The organism is Butyricicoccus porcorum (assembly GCF_051246315.1).
Lineage (GTDB): Bacteria > Bacillota > Clostridia > Oscillospirales > Butyricicoccaceae > Butyricicoccus_A > Butyricicoccus_A porcorum.
Map to the genome: position 1 here is coordinate 1,304,606 of NZ_CP178353.1, position 19,706 is coordinate 1,324,311.

Genomic DNA, 19,706 nt, shown 5'->3' on the forward strand with positions numbered 1-19,706 from the left:
ACAGTATGAGCATTTATGATGTATTCAGCGGCGGCAGCAAGCCCTTTGATAAAGCGGAATGGGCTGCCCAGAAGCAGGCACAGCGGCAGGAAGCCTATGAGCTGATTGACAACACCTGCTCCGAGATGATGGCAGACGGCGAGAGCTTCCGCCAGTATCTTGATGTGCAGGGGCGTTTTGACCGCTACTCGGTGGCGAACGCCGTTTTAGTATCGGCACAGATGCCCGATGCGACACAGCTCAAAGATTATAACGCTTGGAAGCAGAGCCGTGTCTATGTGAACAAGGACGCACAGAAAATCGTTATCCTTGAGCCAAGCAAGGAGTACACCCGTGATGACGGCACGAAAGCGGTAGGCTACAACGCAAAGGTGGTCTATGACATTTCCGAAACATCGGCAAAGGACAGGCAGCAGGCACAAGAGCCGAAAACGATGCGTGAGCTTGTATCGGCTATGATTGATGCAAGCCCCGTTCCCTTTGTTCCCGTTGCCGACCTTGAAATCCCTGCCTACTATGACAGTAAACAGCAGACGATTTTCATTAAGACAGGGCTTACGGAGGAACAGCTCTTTGTGAGTATGGCAAAGGAAGTGTCGGCGGCGGTTTTCGATTTCAAGCATAACGAGAGCCGTGATGCTTCCGATTTCAAATCCTTCTGCGTTGCCTATATGGTCAGCACCCGTTACGGCGTGGACACCAGAGGTTTCAGTTTTGACAGGCTTCCGAGGGAGTTTTCGGAAATGGACACGCAGGTATTCAAAGGCGAGCTTGGCTCGATGCGTGATGTTCTGGGCGAAATCCAGAGCGATATGTTTAAGAGCCTTGAAAAGAACAAGCCGCCGAAGAACAAAGAGCAGGAACGCTAATCGGAGGTGCAGCCTATGAAAGAAGAACGATACCACATCGCACTTGACAAGTACGACAAGAATATCGTTATCAATGCTTTGAACACCTTGCGTACACGGCAGTTGCAGGAGGAACGCCCCACCGACCCTGTTGATGAGCTGATTGACAAGGTGGCGAACGCCCCGACAAAAAAGGTCAGGGTCATTCCGTGCAGGTGCAATGAGGAACGATAACGACCAAAAGACGGGCTTAATCCTTTCTATCTGCGGCATCGTTCCTGTTGTATGGCTTTCACTGCTGACAGCACCCTATGTCAGCGGCGGCATCGTGGAGATAGTCAGCGGCTTATCCGTAGCAGTAAATAACCCGTTTTCCATAACGGTGTGTGAGGACAGCGTAAAGACTGTCCTTATTTTTTTGCTTGCCTACGCTATGGGCATCGGCATCTATTTCTCCACACGCAGGAACTACCGCAGGCGGGAGGAACACGGCTCGGCAAAATGGGGCAATACAGGTACTCTCAACAAGAAGTACCGAGATAAAAACCCGTTCGAGAACAAACTGCTCACGCAAAATGTGCGTATCGGCTTGGACGGAAAGAAGCACCGCCGAAACTTGAATATTTTGGTCTGCGGCGGTTCTGGTGCAGGTAAGACAAGGTTTTTTTGCAAGCCCAACGCTATGCAATGCAACACCTCTTTCGTGGTGCTTGACCCAAAGGGCGAAATCGTCCGTGACATTGGCGGTCTGCTCGAAAAGAAAGGTTATGAGGTGCGTGTCCTTGACCTTATCAATATGCACCGCAGCCATTGTTACAACCCCTTTGTGTATCTTCGGAACGACAACGATGTGCAAAGGCTTGTGACCAATCTCTTTAAGGCGACCACCCCGAAAGGAAGCCAGTCGCAAGACCCGTTCTGGGATACGGCGGCGAGTATGCTGCTTCTGGCATTGGTATTCTATCTCAAATATGAAGCACCGCCAGAGGAACAAAACTTCCCGATGGTTATGGAGCTTTTACGGGCAGGCGAAGTGCGTGAGGACGATGACAGCTATATAAGCCCTCTTGACGAACTCTTTGACCGTCTGGAGATGGTAAACCCAGAGCATATCGCCCTCAAGTATTACAGGGATTATCATTCAGGCTCGGCTAAGACCTTAAAGAGTATCCAGATAACCCTTGCCGCAAGGCTTGAAAAATTCAATCTGGAGAGCCTTGCAGGGCTTACTGCCACCGATGAGCTTGACCTGCCAAGTCTGGGGGAAAAGAAAGTCGCTTTATTCGCCCTGATACCAGACAACGATACGAGCTTTAACTTTCTTGTGTCGATTTTATACACGCAGCTCTTTCAGCAATTATTTTATCTGGCAGACCACAAGTACGGCGGCAGCCTGCCCGTGCATTGCCATTTTATTATGGACGAGTTTGCCAATGTTTCCCTGCCAGACGATTTTGACAAGATACTGTCGGTTATGCGTTCCCGTGGCGTGTCGGTCAGTATCATCCTGCAAAATCTGGCACAGCTCAAAGCCCTGTTTGAAAAGCAATGGGAAAGCATCGTGGGCAACTGCGATGAGTTTTTGTATCTGGGCGGCAACGAGCAAAGCACCCATAAGTATGTGTCCGAGCTTTTAGGTAAGGAAACCATTGATACCAACACCTACGGGAAAAGCTCTGGACGAAGTGGGAACTATTCGACCAACTACCAGATGTCAGGGCGTGAGCTGATGACCCCAGATGAAGTGCGTATGCTTGATAACCGCTACGCACTTCTTTTTGTGCGTGGCGAGCGACCCGTTATGGATTTTAAGTATGACATCTTAAAGCACCCCAATGTAAAACTGACTGCTGACGGAGGTCAGCCGCCCTATGTTCACGGCGAGCCGACACAGGCGGTTGCGACCCTTGTGTTTGACAGCGAAATACCTGATAACGCCGTAAGCGTTATGCCTGTCAGCACTTCCTATGAACTTCTGTCCGATGAGGACTTAGAAGAAATATTCAACATCTAAAGGAGGATTTATCTATGAAATTTTTTAACAAGAAGGACACCCAGAAGAAAGTAACCACAAAGCTGCCCATGACGGGCAAGGTCAGAACGAGTTTCCGCCGCTACTGCGTGGCGGTGCTTGCCCTCACGATGGTGCTTGGCACATCTATGACCGCCTTTGCTGCCAATGACCCCATTCAGGTCGTCAACAACCTTTCCGATTTTATCTTCGGTCTGGTAAGGGCTGTCGGTATGATTATGCTCGGCTTCGGTATCGTGCAGGTGGGCTTATCCCTCAAATCCCACGACCCGTCCCAGAGAGCGAACGGCTTTCTGACCCTTGCAGGTGGCGTAGTCATTACCTTTGCAAAGGAGATTTTGACCCTCATCACAGGCTAATTCCCCATATCCAGAGGACAAAAGACAGAGCATATCGGGCAGATCACTTCGTGGGCTGCCCGATATGCCCAATTTTAACAAGGAGGTGGTCGAATGTCTGATAACTGGGTCGTACAGAACTTGGAGAACGCCCTGAATACTTGGAATGAGAAGTTGGCTGAAATATGGCAGCTCGTTACCCAATCCCCAGAGCAATTCAAGGGCGGTACGATATGGAATGTGATTGTAAATATCCACGGTGCGTTGCAGGCTATCGGGCTTGCCCTGCTCGTGCTGTTTTTCGTCGTAGGCGTGATGCGTACCTGCGGTAACTTTGCAGAAGTGAAGAAACCCGAACACGCATTGAAGCTTTTTATCCGATTTGCCCTTGCCAAAGGTGCGGTCACTTATGGTCTGGAGCTGATGATGGCTCTGTTTAAGATTGTGCAGGGCGTTATCTCTACCATAATGAACGCCGCAGGCTTTGGAACGGCAACACAGACCGTCTTGCCCTCGGAAATCGTGACCGCCGTTGAGGACTGCGGCTTTTTCGAGAGTATCCCATTGTGGGCGGTCACGCTCATCGGCGGTCTGTTCATTACGGTACTCAGTTTCATTATGATAATGTCGGTGTACGGCAGATTTTTCAAACTCTACCTTTATACCGCTATCGCCCCTGTTCCTCTTTCTGCCTTTGCAGGAGAGCCGAGCCAGAGCGTCGGCAAGAGCTTTATCAAGTCTTATGCTGCCGTGTGTTTGGAGGGTGCAATCATAGTGCTTGCCTGCATCATCTTTTCGCTCTTTGCAGCGACACCGCCTGCGGTCAATCCCGATGCGGCGGCGGTCACAATGGTATGGAGCTATGTCGGGGAGCTTGTATTCAATATGCTCGTCTTGGTCGGTGCGGTCAAAATGGCAGACCGTGTTGTCCGTGAAATGATGGGCTTGTAAGGGAGGTGCTATTTTGGAAGTCAAGATAAATAAAGAAATCCGTAACTACACGGAGAGTATGTTTTTCGGACTGTCACTCAGGCAGTTCATTTTTTCTGTCCTTGCCTGCGGCGTGGCGGTTGGCTTATTCTTTCTGCTTCGCCCGCACTTTGGAACGGAAACGCTCAGTTGGGTGTGCATCTTAGGTGCGTTCCCCTTTGCGGCTATGGGCTTTATCAAGTACAACGGTATGACCGCCGAGCAGTTTGTCTGGGCGTGGATAAAGTCAGAGTTTCTGATGCCGAAAAAGATTGTATTTTTGCCTGACAATCTCTATTACAAAGCGTTGAAGCCGACCATTGAAGCCCACGAAAAGGGCTTGCCTGCCGTGCCAAAGAAGCAAAGGGCAAAAGCACAGAAGAAACCAAAGAAAGCAAAAAAGCGTAAGGAGGTAGACGATGTTAAAAACGCTTAGAAATCTGTTCAAGCAGGACAAGGAAAAATTTGTTGTGCCGAAATCGGTGCAGAGCGTTATCCCGATAAAGACTATCTGGGCAGACGGTATTTTCCTTGTCGGCAGCAACAAGTACGCAAAGACCTTTAAGTTTGAGGATATAAACTATACCGTGGCAAGCCGTGAGGACAAGGAAGCAATGTTCCTTGAATATTCGGAGCTTCTCAACGCTCTCGACAGCGGTGCGACCACGAAAATCACAATCAATAACCGCAGGCTCAACAAAGCGGATTTTGAGCAGACCATTCTTATTCCTATGTCCGATGACGGTCTGGATAAGTACCGCACGGAATACAACAAGATGCTGCTTGATAAGGCAACGGGGGCTAATTCTATTGTGCAGGACAAATATGTGACGGTATCGGTCTGCAAAAAGAACATTGAGGAAGCACGGAACTACTTTGCCCGTGTGGGTACTGACCTTATCGCCCATTTCTCCAGACTCGGCTCGAAATGCACGGAGCTTGAAGCGGAAGAAAAGCTCCGTATCTTTCACGACTTCTACCGCACAGGAGAGGAAACGGCGTTCCGTTTTGATATGTCACAGACGATGCGGAAAGGTCACGATTTTAAGGACTTCATCTGCCCCGATACCTTTGAGTTTGAAAAGGACTACTTCCGTATGGGCGACAGATACGGGCGTGTGATTTTTCTCAGGGAATACGCCGCTTATATCAAGGACAGTATGGTGGCGGAGCTTTGTGAGCTGAACCGTAATATGATGCTCTCGGTTGATGTTATACCCGTTCCCACGGACGAAGCCGTGCGTGAGGTGGAAAACCGACTGCTCGGCGTGGAAACCAATATCACGAACTGGCAGAGGAAGCAAAACCAGAACAACAACTTTTCGGCGGTCATTCCCTATGACCTTGAACAGCAGCGAAAGGAAAGCAAGGAGTTTCTGGACGATTTGACGACCCGTGACCAGAGAATGATGTTCGCCGTGCTGACAATGGTGCATACCGCCGATACCAAAGAGCGGCTTGACAATGATACGGAAGCCCTGCTCACGACAGCCAGAAAACATCTCTGCCAGTTCGCCGTGCTGAAATATCAGCAGATGGACGGGCTGAACACGGCTCTGCCTTTTGGCGTAAGGAAGATTGATGCCCTGCGTACCCTGACAACGGAGAGCCTTGCGGTGTTCATTCCGTTCCGTGTGCAGGAAATCTACCATAAGGACGGCGTGTATTATGGACAGAATGTTATCAGCAAAAATATGATTATCGCCAACCGCCGCCATTTACTGAATGGTAATTCTTTTATCCTCGGTGTGTCTGGTGCAGGTAAATCCTTTACGGCAAAGGAGGAAATGACGAATATCATTCTGACCGACCCCAACGCCGATGTTATCATTATAGACCCAGAGCGTGAGTATTCGCCGCTTGTAAAGGCAATGCAGGGCGAGGTCGTCCACATCTCGGCAACGAGTGAAAACCATATCAACGCTATGGATATGAACTCTGATTACGGTGACGGTGCAAACCCTGTCATCTTAAAATCAGAGTTTATTTTATCCCTTTGTGAGCAGCTCATCGGCGGGGCAAGTCTGGGGGCAAAGCAGAAATCCATCATTGACCGATGCACGGCAAGTGTGTACCGCTACTATCAGCAGGGCAACTATCAGGGAACGCCGCCGACCTTACAGGACTTCCGTGAGGAACTTCTGAAACAGGATGAGCCAGAAGCAAAGGAAATCGCCCTTGCCATCGAGCTGTTTACAGACGGCTCTCTGAATACCTTTGCCAAGCATACCAATGTGGACACCCACAGCCGTCTTATCTGCTATGACATTCTGGATTTGGGCAAGCAGTTACAGCCTATCGGTATGCTTGTGGTGCTTGACAGCATCTTAAACCGTATCACGCAGAACAGAGCCAAAGGCAGAAATACTTTCATTTTCATTGATGAGATTTATCTGCTCTTTCAGCACGAATACTCTGCCAACTTCCTGTTTACCCTCTGGAAGCGTGTGCGTAAGTACGGTGCGTACTGTACGGGTATCACGCAGAATGTAGACGACCTTTTGCAGAGCCATACGGCAAGGACGATGCTTGCCAATAGTGAGTTTATCATTATGCTCAATCAGGCATCGACTGACCGTATCGAGCTTGCCAAGCTCCTTAATATCTCCGACCTTCAGATGAGCTATATCACGAATGTGGGTGCAGGTCAGGGGCTTCTAAAGGTCGGCAGTTCCCTTGTGCCGTTTGTCAATAAATTTCCACGCAACACAGAGCTTTACAGGCTGATGACGACCAAGTTTGGGGAGGTGTAAAGGTATGGCAGATATTAAATTCAAAAGTGCGGCTCACCGTGATTTCTTTCTGGAAAATATGATGAAAAGCAGGGTCAACGACTGCTATCACAGGGCATTTTTCTATGTAATGGGAATTGCATCGGAAACGAGGGCAAACATTAACCAGATGTTTGACTTTAAGACCGACTGTATTGTGCCAGAGGGTATGCACGGCGGTTGGCAGACAAGCGGAACGGTCAAGGTCTGCCACCTTGCTTTCAATCTCTGGAACGGATATGCGGAGGAAGGACGGGAACGGTTTTTCACGCCAGAGGAATTATTCTGCTGCGAGTTTGCCCCGTATTTTATGGAGGGCATTAAGGTCAGGTATCCCGAATATTGCAGGGAACTTCCCACACCAAAGCAGCAGACAGACAATGTTCGATAACGAAATACCCTACGGGCATACCATTATGCCCATAAAATGGGCAGGAACAAAGAAAGGAGCAATCAATGAAAAAATATAAGATGCAGATTTGTGTAGCTGCCGCCGTACTGCTTTTCGCAGCGGCGGTTTTTTGCGGCTTTCAGGTGTATCACCACTATGCACAGGTGGACGAACAGACCGAAGCCTTTGAGCAGATAGCCGAGCTGGTGGAGCAGACCCCAGATACCGAGGGCGTTCCCGATGATACCCCTGTCAGCGAGGGCGAAGATGTGCTTGCAAAGTATAAGGAGTTGTATTTGCAAAACGAGGATATGGTCGGTTGGATTTCTATTGCCGGCACGACAGTCAATTATCCCGTGATGCAGACACCCAATGACCCCAACTTTTATCTGAAGCACAACTTTGAAAAGGCGTACAGCGATTTGGGAGTGCCGTATATCCAAGAGGACTGCGACCTTGCCGCAAGCGATAATCTTATTATTTACGGACACCACATCAAAGGGCAAAAGATGTTCGGGGCGTTGGAGAGCTACAAGGACAAGGACTTTTATGAGGAACACAAGAGCATTCAGTTTGATACCCTGACCGAGCAGGCAGAGTATGAAATCGTAGCCGTGTTCAAGACCGTTGCGTACAGCTCCGAGGGCTTCCGCTACTATGACTTTGTAGATGCCGAGGACGAGAAAGCCTTTGACGAGTATGTAAGCAAGTGCAAGGAGTTTGCCCTGTATGATACGGGCGTGACCGCCAAATACGGTGACAAACTCATTACTCTTTCCACCTGCGAATATTCCGCACAGAACGGCAGGCTTGTGGTGGTAGCAAAAAAGATTGCCTGACTGCTCCAGAGCTTGTAAGAAAGGAGGGCTTCTATGGCAGATATAAAAACCAGAGATGCGGTCAAAGGTACGATAAAGACCATAGACAAAGCCGCCGTTGCTTCCGAGCGAATGAAATCCGCTTATGCCAAGACAAAGGATAAAGCGGAACAAGGGTATTATGCGGACGAAAGCTCTGCCACCGAGTACGCTGCCGACAGAGTTTCCTGTGCTTCCGAGCGTGTGACCGAGGAAGGCGTACACCAATTCAATAAACAGGGTCAGAAAAGTATTCAGACCACACAGGAGAATATCGGAAAGACAAAGGACAAGATTGCCGATTTCAAGCAAAAGCGGGCTGCCAAAGCCGCCGAGCAGAGAATGGAAAGGAATATGTCAGAACAACACGGCTTGCAGATCCGTCACGGAACTGCAAGCCGTTCTGCTGCTCCCGATATGCCCCAGAGTGGGAAAAGCCAGCTCATAAAGACCCGTCAGCAAAGCAGGAAAACCATTAAGACCACCGCCCGAAATGCAGAAAAGGCGGTAAAGTCTACGGCGAAAGGCTCGGTCAAAACAGCCGAAAGAGGTGTAAAAACCGCACAGGCTACCTCTAAGGCAACAATCAAAACTGCCGAGCAGACGGCAAAGGCAACGAAAGAAGCGGCAAAGGCTTCTGCGAAAGCCGCCCAGAAAGCGGCACAGGCGGCAAAAGCCACCGCAAAGGCAACTGCGGAAGCAACCAAAACAGCGGTCAGAGCCACGATTGCAGCAGTCAAGGTGATTATCGCAGGAACAAAGGCTCTTATCTCTGCTTTGATAGCAGGCGGTTGGGTTTCTGTTGTGATAATTTTGATTGTTGTCCTCTTAGGTTGTGCCGTTTCTCTGTTCGGCGGTGGTGGCGGCAGCAATGCCTATACGCCTGTCAGTGCGGAGGTGGAAGCCTATGAGCCATTGATACAGAAATATGCCAAGCAATACGGTATCCCTGAATATGTTGAGCTTATCAAGGCGGTGATGATGCAGGAAAGCGGCGGGCGTGGGCTTGACCCGATGCAGGCGGCGGAGGGAAGTTTTAATACACGCTATCCCCACGAGCCGAATGGTATCCAAGACCCTGAATATTCAATCCAATGCGGCGTACAGGAATTAAAGGCAGCCCTTATCTCTGCGGAAGTGGAAAATCCGATTGATATGGAGCATATCAAACTTGCCTTGCAGGGCTATAATTTTGGAAACGGCTATATCTCGTGGGCGAAAACCAACTACGGCGGTTATTCCTATACAAATGCGGTAGAATTTTCCACCATGCAGGCACAACGGTTAGGGTGGGAAAGTTACGGCGACACACAGTATCCCGCCCATGTGTTACGCTATTACCCGTATGGACGGGCGTTCACAAGCGGCGGCAATCAGGCAATCGTGGAGGTCGCCCTGACACAGCTCGGTAATGAGGGCGGTCAGCCCTATTGGTCGTGGTACGGCTTTGACGGGCGTGTGGAATGGTGTGCCTGCTTCGTATCGTGGTGTGCCGACCAGTGCGGCTATCTGGACAGCGGCATTGTGCCGAAATTTGCAGGCTGCGTAGATGGGGCAAATTGGTTTAAAGGCAATGGGCAATGGCAAGACCGAAACTATGAGCCGACAGCAGGTACTATCATCTTTTTTGATTGGGAGAACGACGGAGAAACCGACCATGTAGGTATTGTGGAGAAATGTGAGAACGGTGTTGTTTATACCGTTGAGGGTAACTCAGGAGATGCTTGCAGACAAAACCAATACAGTGTTGGAAGCAGCTCAATTTATGGTTATGGTATCCCTGCTTATTAAGAAAAGGGGCAAAAGAAAAACCAGAGGTTTAATCCTCTGGCTCTTTTGCCTTACATAGTCCGTTTACCGTTGCTTCTATGACGGAAAGCTCTTTATCGTCTAATTTGTTGAGCTGTGCGTCTAAGCGTCTGCGGACAGAACTTTTTTCGATTTCTTTATTTGGAAATATGTACTCGTCAACAGACACATCGAACATCGTAATAAGCTGGATAAACAGCTCAATACTTGGATACTGCCCCTCGTTTTCGATAGATTGAATGTGTCTGGGAGCATAGCCGATTATGCCAGATAGCTGCTCCCTTGTCATCCCTTTGGCTTCACGGGCTTTTTTAATTGCCTGCCCAATCGGCGTGAAATCAAAGTCAAAATGATTGTTCCTTTCGTCCATTAGCTCACCACCTATCCTCTGAAAATCTTACCTTTATATTTTACAGAGATGCGGCTTCTGATTAAACGATGCGAAATCTCTTGTAATGAGAGATAAAATATCCTATTGCAAGAGATAAAAATTCATATTTATATAGTTGAGGACATGGGCTCAGATAGTTATAATAATAAAACGTGTTTGAATTCATTCACATAATTCGAGAATAAAAATTTTGATTTGGACTATCCTTTTATGTGTTTCAATCGTTATACATTATAGAACGGGATAAAGATTTTGAACTTCTAATAATGGGAAAGGAGGATTTTGTGCAAAATGATTTTCTACTAATCAGAAAAATGAAACAAGGTGATGATGATGCACTTGATTTATTTGTCCACAAATATTATCAAGACATTTTAAACTATTGTCATTATCATTGCTCTGATAAAACGTATGCAGAAGATTTGGCACAGGAAACCTTTGTACATTTTTTCTCAAAATTATCTGATTATCATTATAGGGGAAAAACCTTGAATTACTTATATACGATAGCCAGCAATCTGTGTAAAGATTATTTGAAGAAAATAAAGGAGATACCTCTGGAAGAAAATGAAATAGTGGAAGAAAACCAAATGGAAAATATTCTGAATAAAATTTTGGTAGAGCAGGCTTTAAAGCAATTACCAGTTGAATTATGTGAAGTACTTACACTTTATTATTTTCAAGAGTTAAAACTTACAGAGATTTCCGACACATTACAAATAGGACTTCCTCTGGTAAAATATCGTTTACGAAAGGCGAAAATTCAGTTGGAGGAAGTTTTGAGAAAGGAGGAATATGATGAATTTGGAAGAAAGAATGAAAATGTATAAGGAATCTGTACAAGTCAAATCTAAAGAAGAAAAAATACAGGAAACAATCTGTAAATCAAAAAATGCCTTTTTTATGGCAGAACAAGAACGAACGCTTTCTTACCACGAATTTTTATGGACACAGCTTCGTGTGATACAAAAAAGATGGTGGGTTCTTCAATTTATGCTTCTGGTAGCGTTATGGATTGCCTTAAGTTCTATCCATGATGAAATATATATTAAAAGAAGCATGGGTGTAGCAGCGGCACTGTTTGTAATCCTTATTATTCCCGAATTGTGGAAAAACAGGTCATGTGAGTGCATGGAAATCGAAGCAGCCTCATATTATTCGCTTAAACAAGTATATGCAGCGCGCATGTTATTATTTGGCGTTACAGATGTTTTTTTGATTACTCTGTTTTTAGGAACCGCTTCGGCAGGGTTGAACATTGGGTTGTCAGAATTAGTTGTTCAATTTCTTTTTCCGCTTTGTGTTACTTCTGGTATCTGTTTTGGAATCTTATGCAGTAAATATTCATTCAGTGAAACAGTTGCTATTATTCTGTGCGTTATATGGAGTGCAGTATGGCTTTTTGTTGTTTTGAATGAAAATGTATATACAATGGTAACTATTCCTGTTTGGTTAGCTTTACTGGGAGCAACAATACTTTTTCTTATTCTTACTGTATGCCGTATTTTAAAGAACTGTAATCAATATTTGGAGGTGTCACTTGATGAAATTAGAACTTGATGGTTTAACAAAAGAATTTGGTGATTTTACGGCTGTAAATCATATAGACCTTACTATGACAAACGGTGTATATGGTCTTTTAGGCGTAAACGGAGCAGGAAAAACAACCTTGATGAGAATGCTGTGTACCTTACTAAAGCCTACGAGCGGAACCATATATTGTAATGGGAAAGATATTTTTAGTATGGATAGCGAATACCGTAAACTGTTGGGATATTTGCCGCAGGAATTTGGATTCTACCCCGAATTTACCGTAGAGGACTATTTACTTTATATTGCAGCCTTGAAAGGAATCCGTCCTGTTGTCGCAAAAAAACGTGTAAAAGAGTTAATTGCTAAGGTTGGTCTTTCAAAGGTAGCAAATAAAAAAATGAAAAAATTATCTGGCGGTATGAAGCGCAGGGCAGGAATTGCACAGGCTATGTTGAACAACCCGAAGATTCTGATACTTGACGAACCGACGGCAGGGCTTGACCCGAATGAAAGAATTAGATTCCGAAATTTGATTAGCGAACTTTCAGAGGACAGATTAGTATTATTATCCACACATATTGTTTCTGATATTGAATATATAGCCAATGAAATTTTGTTGATGAAAGACGGAAAACTTATGCACAAAGGAACCGCAGACGAAATAATAAATTCTATGACGGAAACAGTCTGGGAATGTTTTGTGGAAAAGAACATGGTATCTGATTTTATGAAAAAGTATAAAATTTCAAATATGAAATCAGAAGCAGACGGTGTTATCTTAAGAATTATTTCCCATGAAAAACCATTTGTAAATGCCCAAAGCGTAGAAGCTTCGTTAGAAGATGTATTCTTATATTATTTTGGAGAGAAGGCAGGTGATGAAAATGCTGCGATTTGAAATAAAAAAGGTGTTTTCTAAAACTAAAAACAGGATAACAATTATAGTTTTGCTTGTGATACTTATTGCGACCAGTATTTTAACGATTAACAGAGTTGAGTATGTTGACGAAAGCGGGAATCATTTAACAGGTATTTCGGCAGCAAAAAACCTTAGAGAAGCCAAAAACGAATGGTCAGGCTACCTGACGGAGGACGTTTTCCAAAACGTTCTTGAAGAAAACAGAAGTATTAACAATGAAGCATCATCAGATAGCATTGAGGAAGAAAATAAGAGATTTGCAAAGAAACAGGGGATTTCAACAATCAGAGATGTTATCAATTATGCGTTTAGCGAATACAGAGATTATAATGATTTTGCCATTGATAACATTTCTGATGATGAAGCCAGCACTGTCTATGAAAGAAGAATTTCTACTTTAAAAGAATATCTTGATTCTGGAGAAGAAACATTTACAGAAAAAGAAAAAAGTTTTCTGATTCAGCAATATGAAAATTTAGATACACCTTTTTATTATGAATATATGGACGGTTGGTCAGCATTACTGCAAAACATATCAACATTTATACTGATTTTGGCATTAGTGATAGGTTTTTTTGTGTCTGGAATATTTTCAGACGAATTTCAGACAAAAGCGGATTCCATTTTCTTTTCAACCAGATTAGGAAGAAATAAAGGTGTTCTATCAAAAATAGGGGCGGGTCTTACGATTGTTTCAGCTTTCTATGCAGCTTTTGTATTTTTATATACGTTTATTGTCCTTTCGGTGTTGGGAACAGATGGAGCAAACTGTCCGATTCAGTTAGATTTATGGAGAAGTGCATATAATGTGACATTTTTACAGGCATATTTGCTGATTGTGGCAGGTGGTTATATTGGCACATTGTTCGCTTCCATGTTAGCAATGCTGGCTTCGGCTCTGACACGTTCTACACCAACTGCAATCATTGTACCCTTTATTATATTATGTGCATTTCCGTTTTTAAGCAGAATTATTACTTTACCGGGATTATGCTCTTTCTTCCCTGACCAGTTATTAGAAATTTATTTGGATATTAAAGAAGCTGGACTTGTAACACTGGGAGGTAAAGTAACAACAATAGCAACCGTTATTGTTCCTGTATATGCCGTGATATGCTTGATTCTTCTACCTATACTGTATAAGGTCTACAAAAAAACGGAGATAAAATAAATGAAGCGATATACAAGACGAAAAAGCTATAAAGTGAAAATATTATTTAGCCTGCTGTTTTTAATAATCTTGTGTATGATGGCAGGCAAGGTACTTAATTCAGATTTTACATTACTCCCTCTTGATAACATAACACATCATGTTGCCAGTGAGGATAATGGTTGGAATCTGATTCTTGTAAATCGCAATAGTTATATTCCTGATGATTATAAAGTAGAACTTACAGAATTATCAAATGGGGAAAAAGTAGATTCCAGAATTTATCCAGAATTGCAGGAAATGTTTAATGACGCAAGGGCGCAAGGGTATGGTTTATTTGTCAGAGAGGGATATAGGACGCAGGAAGAACAACAGCAGCTATTGGACGAAAAGATAGAAGCGTATGAAAATGAAGGAAAATCGAAGTCCGAAGCGAAAAAACTTGCAGAGCAATGGGTGGCAATTCCTGGAACCAGTGAACATCAGTTAGGAATTGCGGTTGATATAAATGCTGACACTACAAAAAGTTCAAGTGATGATGTATATAGCTGGCTTGCGGAAAATGCTCATAAATATGGCTTTATAAAGCGTTACCCCTCAGATAAAACAGATATAACTGGTGTCATAAACGAACCTTGGCATTATAGATATGTTGGAAAAGAAGCCGCTTTGGAAATATATTCTCAGGGAATGTGTTTAGAGGAATATATAGATACGCTGGAATAGAATGGAGGTTGAGGTATATGGAATGGGTGTATTGCCCTATTTGCAAAAATAAAACTCGAACTAAAATACGAAAAGATACAGAGTTGATAAACTTTCCTTTGTTCTGTCCGAAGTGTAAACAAGAAAGTGTAATCAATGTGACAAAACAAAAAATAACAGTTGTAGAGCCAGACGCATAAGACGCAGAGCCGATGAACAAGTGAGTAATCACAGTTTATCGGCTCTGTTCTTTATAACCATAGATAGGACAAGCCCACCAAATAAAAAAAACGGTGCTTTGGTGGGCGACTTTGTCACGCCCAGACAATATATTACCTGCCCTCTAAGCCCGTTTTAAGGTTTGGAGGGATTTTTATGTGTTGGTCAAGCACGACCACCACGCTGCTTATCAGAAGCAGCAGTTATTTACATAGTGTCACGCAGAAGTGAGGATAACTTATTAAAAAAAGCCTTGCTTGCTCGTGGCACTTTTCTACTTTCCAAGTAGAAGTCACATATCCATATCATAGAGATAATTATGCGTATTGCCGTAGAGGTCTTAGCACCTTTGCGGCTTTTTGTTTGTCGTTTTTTATCGTAACACAGGAGAAGTCTGCTTCTGGAGTTGGATGTCGTAGCCCACCTCAATCTGAATTTTCTCAAAAAAATTCAGATTGGAGGTACACATTATGGCTTACAACAAAGCCAGAGAAGAAAAGAAATGGCGGCTCTGGAAAGAAGCCGAGGAAAAACAGTTGCGGAGTTTAGGGGTCAGCGAGGACACCATAGAGCAGCTCCGTGTTCACGATTGGGCTATTTTTAATTCTGATAGGCGGTACTATCAGCGTATGCAGGAAGCAGGTACATACCTTGAGGAAATCGCAGAGGATACAACACCACCCGAAATAAAAACGGTTGAGGACTTTCTGGATAACATCGAAAATCAGCAGCTCTATCAAGTTTTGATTAAGGTGGACAGGCTTACATTGCAGATTACTTTGATGAAGATACAAGGATATTCAACACGTGAAATTGCGGTGTATCTGAATATTACTGAAAAAGCTGTTTACAGAAGAATGGATAGGCTCAAAGAAAAATTAAAAAAAGTTTTTTGAGTAGAGGGGAAAATTGAATATTCCCACGGGCTACAGGGTGAGAGGACAAAAACCTCTTACCCTGTTTTCCTTTGTGTGGCGAAAACGGGATAGCTCCTTGACAACCGAATACCCATTCGCCAAATACTTTCTCTTTGTGATTGCGATGAGCATAAGCGTGTGCAGCGGTACGCCACGACCTGCCGAGCGGCAGCGAGCGATTGAAAGGTGGTGAGCCTATCTTTACCGACTCAAAATATCGGGCAGCTCCCGATTTCGCCATAACCCACAAAGAGGATAATGATACTCCCGTCCAGTCACAGTCCGAGCGTGAAAAAACCGTCGCAGGCAATGAGGGCGGCTCTGTCAGAACGACAGTTGGGGTGGAACTCCCGTGGCGTCAGTTCGCTGCTGACCGTTTGGCGACTTCCCATAGCATTTCGGGGTGTCGAGGACAAGTTGAAATGCTTCTATCATATCAGCCAAACGAAAGGCGGTCATAAGAACAGAGATATTGTTAAGATACTTCCGACCTTAAATACTTCCTTGCGTTTGGCTGCCTACATAGGCAGGAAGCACCTGTCTAAATCATATTGGGAGGTCAAACACAATGGAAAGAATTATTAAGCGTGGCGACATTTACTATGCGGAGCTTAATCCAGTTATCGGTTCAGAACAAGGCGGCACAAGACCTGTACTTATCATTTCCAATGATATAGGAAACAAGCACAGTCCGACGGTAATTATTGCAGCGATTACGAGCCGAGTACACACAAAAACAAAGTTGCCCACACATACCACAGTAAGTAATTATGAAGGGCTTGACAAGGACTCTGTTATCCTACTTGAGCAGATACGGACGATTGATAAGCAGAGGTTAAAACAGTATATGGGAATGATGCCCAATAACATAATGGCAAGAGTTGATAAGGCTCTTGCCATTAGTGTTGCACTTAAAAAAATATGAAAAAATGTGTAAAGCAGGTATGAGGGATAGATTTGCACATTGGTAAAATGGCGGCTGTATTTCTATAATTTAGAGGTACAGCCGTTTTAGCTTTAGCGGAGGTATTCGTTTATGGGAAATGAAAAGTTAATTCAAAATACAGAACTGCAAGACGAACAGTTGAAAGATGAAACCGAAACATTCAATTCTTTTATCAATGTTATGGTGCAGATAGTTGAAAAATACGGAAAGACTGTTTTGCAGGAATTGGATTGTGCTGCGTAGGTTACGCAGCCTTACATATCACATTTCCCTATAAATTTATGGAGGTGGTACGATGAACAGAGAAGGAAAGAAATGTGTCCTATATCCGAGAGTAAGTACTGAAATGCAGGTGGACGGATATAGCCTTGAAGGGCAGAAGAATAGCCTGAAGCGATTTGCTGACAGAGAGGAAATGGAGATTGTTGGTATATATGAAGATGCAGGTAAATCGGGAAAAACTATTGAGGGGAGACCTGCTTTTAAGAAAATGCTTTCCGATATAAAGAACGGATTGGAGATAGATTATATTCTGGTCTATAAACTTTCACGATTTGGAAGAAACGCAGCAGATATTCTAAATTCATTGGAGTTTGTGCAGTCGTATGGAATAAATCTTATTTGTATTGAGGAAGGTATTGACTCATCACAGACAAGCGGAAAACTTTTAATTTCTGTATTATCTGCGGTTGCAGAAATTGAAAGAGAAAATATCATTGAACAGACAATGAACGGACGCAGAGAAAAAGCAAGACAGGGAGGTTGGAACGGCGGTTTTGCTCCGTATGGATATTATCTGAAAGACAATCAGCTCTTAATAGAAGAAACAGAAGCTGAAGCAATCCGAATTATATTTGATAAGTTTGCCAATTCAGACGTAGGGCTTGGCGGAGTAGCAAAATATCTTAATCTGCAAGGAATAAAAAAGATACCTCGTCAGAATGGAACGTTAGAAACATGGAGCAGCCATTTCATAAGGCTGATATTAGATAATCCTGTTTATTGTGGTAAGATTGCTTATGGCAGAAGAACACGAGAAAAGGTAAAAGGCACAAAAAATGAATATAAGCAGGTTCATACAGATGATTATATTCTGGAAGATGGACAACACGAAGGAATAGTTAGCGAAGAATTATGGCAAAAAGCTCACACAAAACGAATGGCAACAGGAATTAAGCAGCCGTCCAAAATTGGTAAGGACAGGTCGCATCTGTTGACGGGAATATTAAAGTGTCCTATTTGTGGAAGCTCAATGTATACGAATAAACACGCGTGGACGAATAAAGATGGCACATACAAAGAAGTTTACTATTATATCTGCGGTAGGAACAAGCAGGAGCGAGGGCATCATTGTGATTACAAGGCATCGCTTAGAAAAACAGACATTGAACCACTTGTAATTGAAGCTGTTAAAGAACTGGTAAGTGATAAATATTTTGCAAAAGAGATAGAAAAGCGTATTGGCGTACAGACCGATACCTCTGCTATTGATAAGGAACTTGCCAATTATGAGAACAAGCTGAAAGAAGTAGATTTGAATAAAGCCCGTCTGGAACGAGAGATTGATAATCTGCCTATTGATGCTCGTTTCAGAGAAAGAAAAATCCACGACATGACATTAAGGCTTGATGGATTGTATGATACGATTGTCGAGTTGGAAGAACGGATTGAAGATGCAAAGCTGAGAAGAAGTTCTATCGAAATGGAAGCAATCACTCTGGACAATATTTACAAGCTTATGCTGAATTTCGGAAAGCTCTATGATATAATAAGTGACGAGGAAAAGAAAAGCCTTATCACTTATCTGATAAAAGAAGTTCAGATATATCCTAATGGAGAGTCAGAGATGCCTTTAAAGTCGATAGAGTTTAATTTTCCGATATATCGTGATGGACAAGAGGTAAGGCGGCTCTTGTGGGAAAAAGGTAATACCGTTGACACATGAGCAGTATGTGACACTGCTGCCGAAGTCCATCACGACTGCGATCGGCATGGGCATTTCAGAGGAGCTGGGCGGCATTGTGACGATCACTGTCGCTGTCATCATTCTGACCGGCATTTTGGGAAATATGATTGTGTCCGGTGTGTGCCGCCTGTTCCGCATTGAGGAGCCGGTGGCAAAGGGGCTTGCCGTCGGCACGGCAGCGCATGCCATCGGTACGGCGCGCGCGATGGAGATGGGCGAGATTGAGGGCGCGATGAGCTCGCTTGCCATTGCGGTTTCCGGCACGCTGACCGCATGCACGGCATCGCTGTTTGCCATGCTGTGGTAAAACCTGTTTGCAAACGGACGGCTGATCGGGTATACTGGATAGCGGAATCCCGATAAACAGCTGTGACAGAATATGTGATCTCTCCACAGGCTGGGGAGATCTTTTTTTTCGGAAGGAGGGCGTTTATGTGGCAGACAGTCTGGCCGCTGCTTCTGGTCATCGCGTCCAATACGACCTATCATTTGATTTCCAACCGCACGCCTGCGCAGGTCAATCCGTTTTTGTCGCTGGTCGTGACTTATCTGGTGAGTGCGGCGGTGGCGCTTGCGCTGTATCTGGCGACAGCGGGCGGAAGCGGCCTCGCCCAGGGACTTTCCCGCCTCAACTGGACGAGTGCCGCGCTCGGTCTGGCGGTTGTCGGTCTGGAAGCCGGCTTCCTGTACATGTACCGCACCGGCTGGGCCATCAGCGTCGCATCCCTGACCGCCAATCTGGCCGTTGCCGTTCTGCTGCTGGTAATCGGCGTGCTGTGTTACCATGAGGGCATGAGTGTGCGTCAATTGTTCGGCGCGGCACTGTGTGTGGCAGGGCTGATTCTCGTGAATTATAAGTAAAAGGCAAACCCTGCGGTTTGCTTTTTTTGTGAAAAAAGAAAAATTTTTCTGTGATATTTTTCTGCCCAGACAGTCTGTTAGACA

At 44.6% G+C, this 19,706-nt stretch carries 22 protein-coding genes and 1 pseudogene; 22 read left to right on the forward strand and 1 reads right to left on the reverse strand.

Annotated features, from left to right (window positions below; all coding sequences use genetic code 11):
* The first annotated feature begins 5 nt into the window (after positions 1-5).
* The 10 genes from ACLM7Z_RS06250 (at position 6) to ACLM7Z_RS06295 (ending at position 9,997) form a co-directional block, all read left to right on the forward strand.
* Positions 6-869 carry a hypothetical protein gene (locus ACLM7Z_RS06250; protein WP_015522533.1) on the forward strand — a complete coding sequence of 288 codons (864 nt, stop codon included), beginning with the start codon at positions 6-8 and terminating at the stop codon, positions 867-869.
* A gap of 15 nt (positions 870-884) precedes the next feature.
* Entirely contained in the window at positions 885-1,082 is a 198-nt protein-coding gene (locus ACLM7Z_RS06255) for a hypothetical protein (protein ID WP_015522534.1), read from the forward strand.
* Positions 1,069-2,862 (forward strand): VirD4-like conjugal transfer protein, CD1115 family, encoded by a 1,794-nt coding sequence (locus ACLM7Z_RS06260; protein WP_015522535.1) that lies wholly within the window; start codon positions 1,069-1,071, stop codon positions 2,860-2,862. Before ACLM7Z_RS06255 ends, ACLM7Z_RS06260 begins: the two co-directional genes overlap by 14 nt.
* A gap of 14 nt (positions 2,863-2,876) precedes the next feature.
* On the forward strand, positions 2,877-3,239 hold the full coding sequence (locus ACLM7Z_RS06265; protein WP_435645701.1) for a glutamyl-tRNA amidotransferase: 363 nt from the start codon (positions 2,877-2,879) through the stop codon (positions 3,237-3,239).
* 93 nt (positions 3,240-3,332) lie between these two features.
* The gene (locus ACLM7Z_RS06270) at positions 3,333-4,169 is read left to right on the forward strand and encodes a hypothetical protein (RefSeq protein WP_015522537.1); all 837 of its coding nucleotides are present in this window, start codon (positions 3,333-3,335) and stop codon (positions 4,167-4,169) included.
* A gap of 13 nt (positions 4,170-4,182) precedes the next feature.
* Entirely contained in the window at positions 4,183-4,623 is a 441-nt protein-coding gene (locus tag ACLM7Z_RS06275) for a PrgI family protein (protein WP_117688261.1), read from the forward strand.
* Positions 4,607-6,940 (forward strand): VirB4-like conjugal transfer ATPase, CD1110 family, encoded by a 2,334-nt coding sequence (locus ACLM7Z_RS06280; protein WP_015522538.1) that lies wholly within the window; start codon positions 4,607-4,609, stop codon positions 6,938-6,940. Before ACLM7Z_RS06275 ends, ACLM7Z_RS06280 begins: the two co-directional genes overlap by 17 nt.
* 4 nt (positions 6,941-6,944) lie before the next feature.
* A complete protein-coding gene (locus ACLM7Z_RS06285) occupies positions 6,945-7,349 on the forward strand; it encodes a DUF6075 family protein (RefSeq protein WP_015522539.1) in 405 nt (134 codons plus the stop codon).
* 65 nt (positions 7,350-7,414) lie between these two features.
* A complete protein-coding gene (srtB, locus tag ACLM7Z_RS06290) occupies positions 7,415-8,188 on the forward strand; it encodes a class B sortase (protein WP_015522541.1) in 774 nt (257 codons plus the stop codon).
* A 33-nt stretch (positions 8,189-8,221) separates the two neighbouring features.
* Positions 8,222-9,997 carry a lysozyme family protein gene (locus ACLM7Z_RS06295; RefSeq protein WP_015522542.1) on the forward strand — a complete coding sequence of 592 codons (1,776 nt, stop codon included), beginning with the start codon at positions 8,222-8,224 and terminating at the stop codon, positions 9,995-9,997.
* A gap of 28 nt (positions 9,998-10,025) precedes the next feature.
* Here the strand turns inward: ACLM7Z_RS06295 and ACLM7Z_RS06300 are convergent, their stop codons facing one another.
* Positions 10,026-10,385 carry a helix-turn-helix transcriptional regulator gene (locus tag ACLM7Z_RS06300; protein WP_015522543.1) on the reverse strand — a complete coding sequence of 120 codons (360 nt, stop codon included), beginning with the start codon at positions 10,383-10,385 and terminating at the stop codon, positions 10,026-10,028.
* Between the two features lie 305 nt (positions 10,386-10,690).
* On the opposite strand from ACLM7Z_RS06300, the gene ACLM7Z_RS06305 reads away from it, so the two are divergent.
* From ACLM7Z_RS06305 to ACLM7Z_RS06360, 12 genes and pseudogenes are all read left to right on the forward strand, one after another.
* Positions 10,691-11,236, forward strand: coding sequence for an RNA polymerase sigma factor (locus tag ACLM7Z_RS06305; protein WP_117688263.1), 546 nt, complete (start codon positions 10,691-10,693; stop codon positions 11,234-11,236).
* Positions 11,205-11,966, forward strand: a complete 762-nt coding sequence (locus ACLM7Z_RS06310) for a hypothetical protein (protein ID WP_117688264.1) — start codon at positions 11,205-11,207, stop codon at positions 11,964-11,966. Before ACLM7Z_RS06305 ends, ACLM7Z_RS06310 begins: the two co-directional genes overlap by 32 nt.
* Entirely contained in the window at positions 11,950-12,837 is an 888-nt protein-coding gene (locus ACLM7Z_RS06315; RefSeq protein WP_117688265.1) for an ABC transporter ATP-binding protein, read from the forward strand. The genes ACLM7Z_RS06310 and ACLM7Z_RS06315 overlap by 17 nt, the downstream gene beginning before the upstream one ends.
* Positions 12,824-14,029 carry an ABC transporter permease gene (locus ACLM7Z_RS06320; RefSeq protein ID WP_117688271.1) on the forward strand — a complete coding sequence of 402 codons (1,206 nt, stop codon included), beginning with the start codon at positions 12,824-12,826 and terminating at the stop codon, positions 14,027-14,029. The genes ACLM7Z_RS06315 and ACLM7Z_RS06320 overlap by 14 nt, the downstream gene beginning before the upstream one ends.
* Positions 14,030-14,734, forward strand: coding sequence for a M15 family metallopeptidase (locus ACLM7Z_RS06325; protein ID WP_117688266.1), 705 nt, complete (start codon positions 14,030-14,032; stop codon positions 14,732-14,734).
* A 17-nt stretch (positions 14,735-14,751) separates the two neighbouring features.
* Positions 14,752-14,913 carry a cysteine-rich KTR domain-containing protein gene (locus tag ACLM7Z_RS06330; protein WP_435645702.1) on the forward strand — a complete coding sequence of 54 codons (162 nt, stop codon included), beginning with the start codon at positions 14,752-14,754 and terminating at the stop codon, positions 14,911-14,913.
* A 489-nt stretch (positions 14,914-15,402) separates the two neighbouring features.
* A complete protein-coding gene (locus ACLM7Z_RS06335) occupies positions 15,403-15,828 on the forward strand; it encodes an RNA polymerase sigma factor (protein ID WP_435645703.1) in 426 nt (141 codons plus the stop codon).
* 589 nt (positions 15,829-16,417) lie between these two features.
* A complete protein-coding gene (locus ACLM7Z_RS06340) occupies positions 16,418-16,774 on the forward strand; it encodes a type II toxin-antitoxin system PemK/MazF family toxin (RefSeq protein ID WP_435645704.1) in 357 nt (118 codons plus the stop codon).
* 111 nt (positions 16,775-16,885) lie between these two features.
* Positions 16,886-17,038 carry a hypothetical protein gene (locus tag ACLM7Z_RS06345; protein WP_194150805.1) on the forward strand — a complete coding sequence of 51 codons (153 nt, stop codon included), beginning with the start codon at positions 16,886-16,888 and terminating at the stop codon, positions 17,036-17,038.
* A 52-nt stretch (positions 17,039-17,090) separates the two neighbouring features.
* Positions 17,091-18,740, forward strand: coding sequence for a recombinase family protein (locus tag ACLM7Z_RS06350; RefSeq protein ID WP_435645705.1), 1,650 nt, complete (start codon positions 17,091-17,093; stop codon positions 18,738-18,740).
* Positions 18,730-19,068: pseudogene (locus ACLM7Z_RS06355) on the forward strand (LrgB family protein); the annotation flags it as partial. The gene ACLM7Z_RS06350 and the pseudogene ACLM7Z_RS06355, both read left to right, overlap by 11 nt.
* Positions 19,069-19,193: 125 nt before the next feature.
* Entirely contained in the window at positions 19,194-19,622 is a 429-nt protein-coding gene (locus tag ACLM7Z_RS06360; RefSeq protein WP_087018763.1) for a hypothetical protein, read from the forward strand.
* Positions 19,623-19,706: the final 84 nt, after the last annotated feature.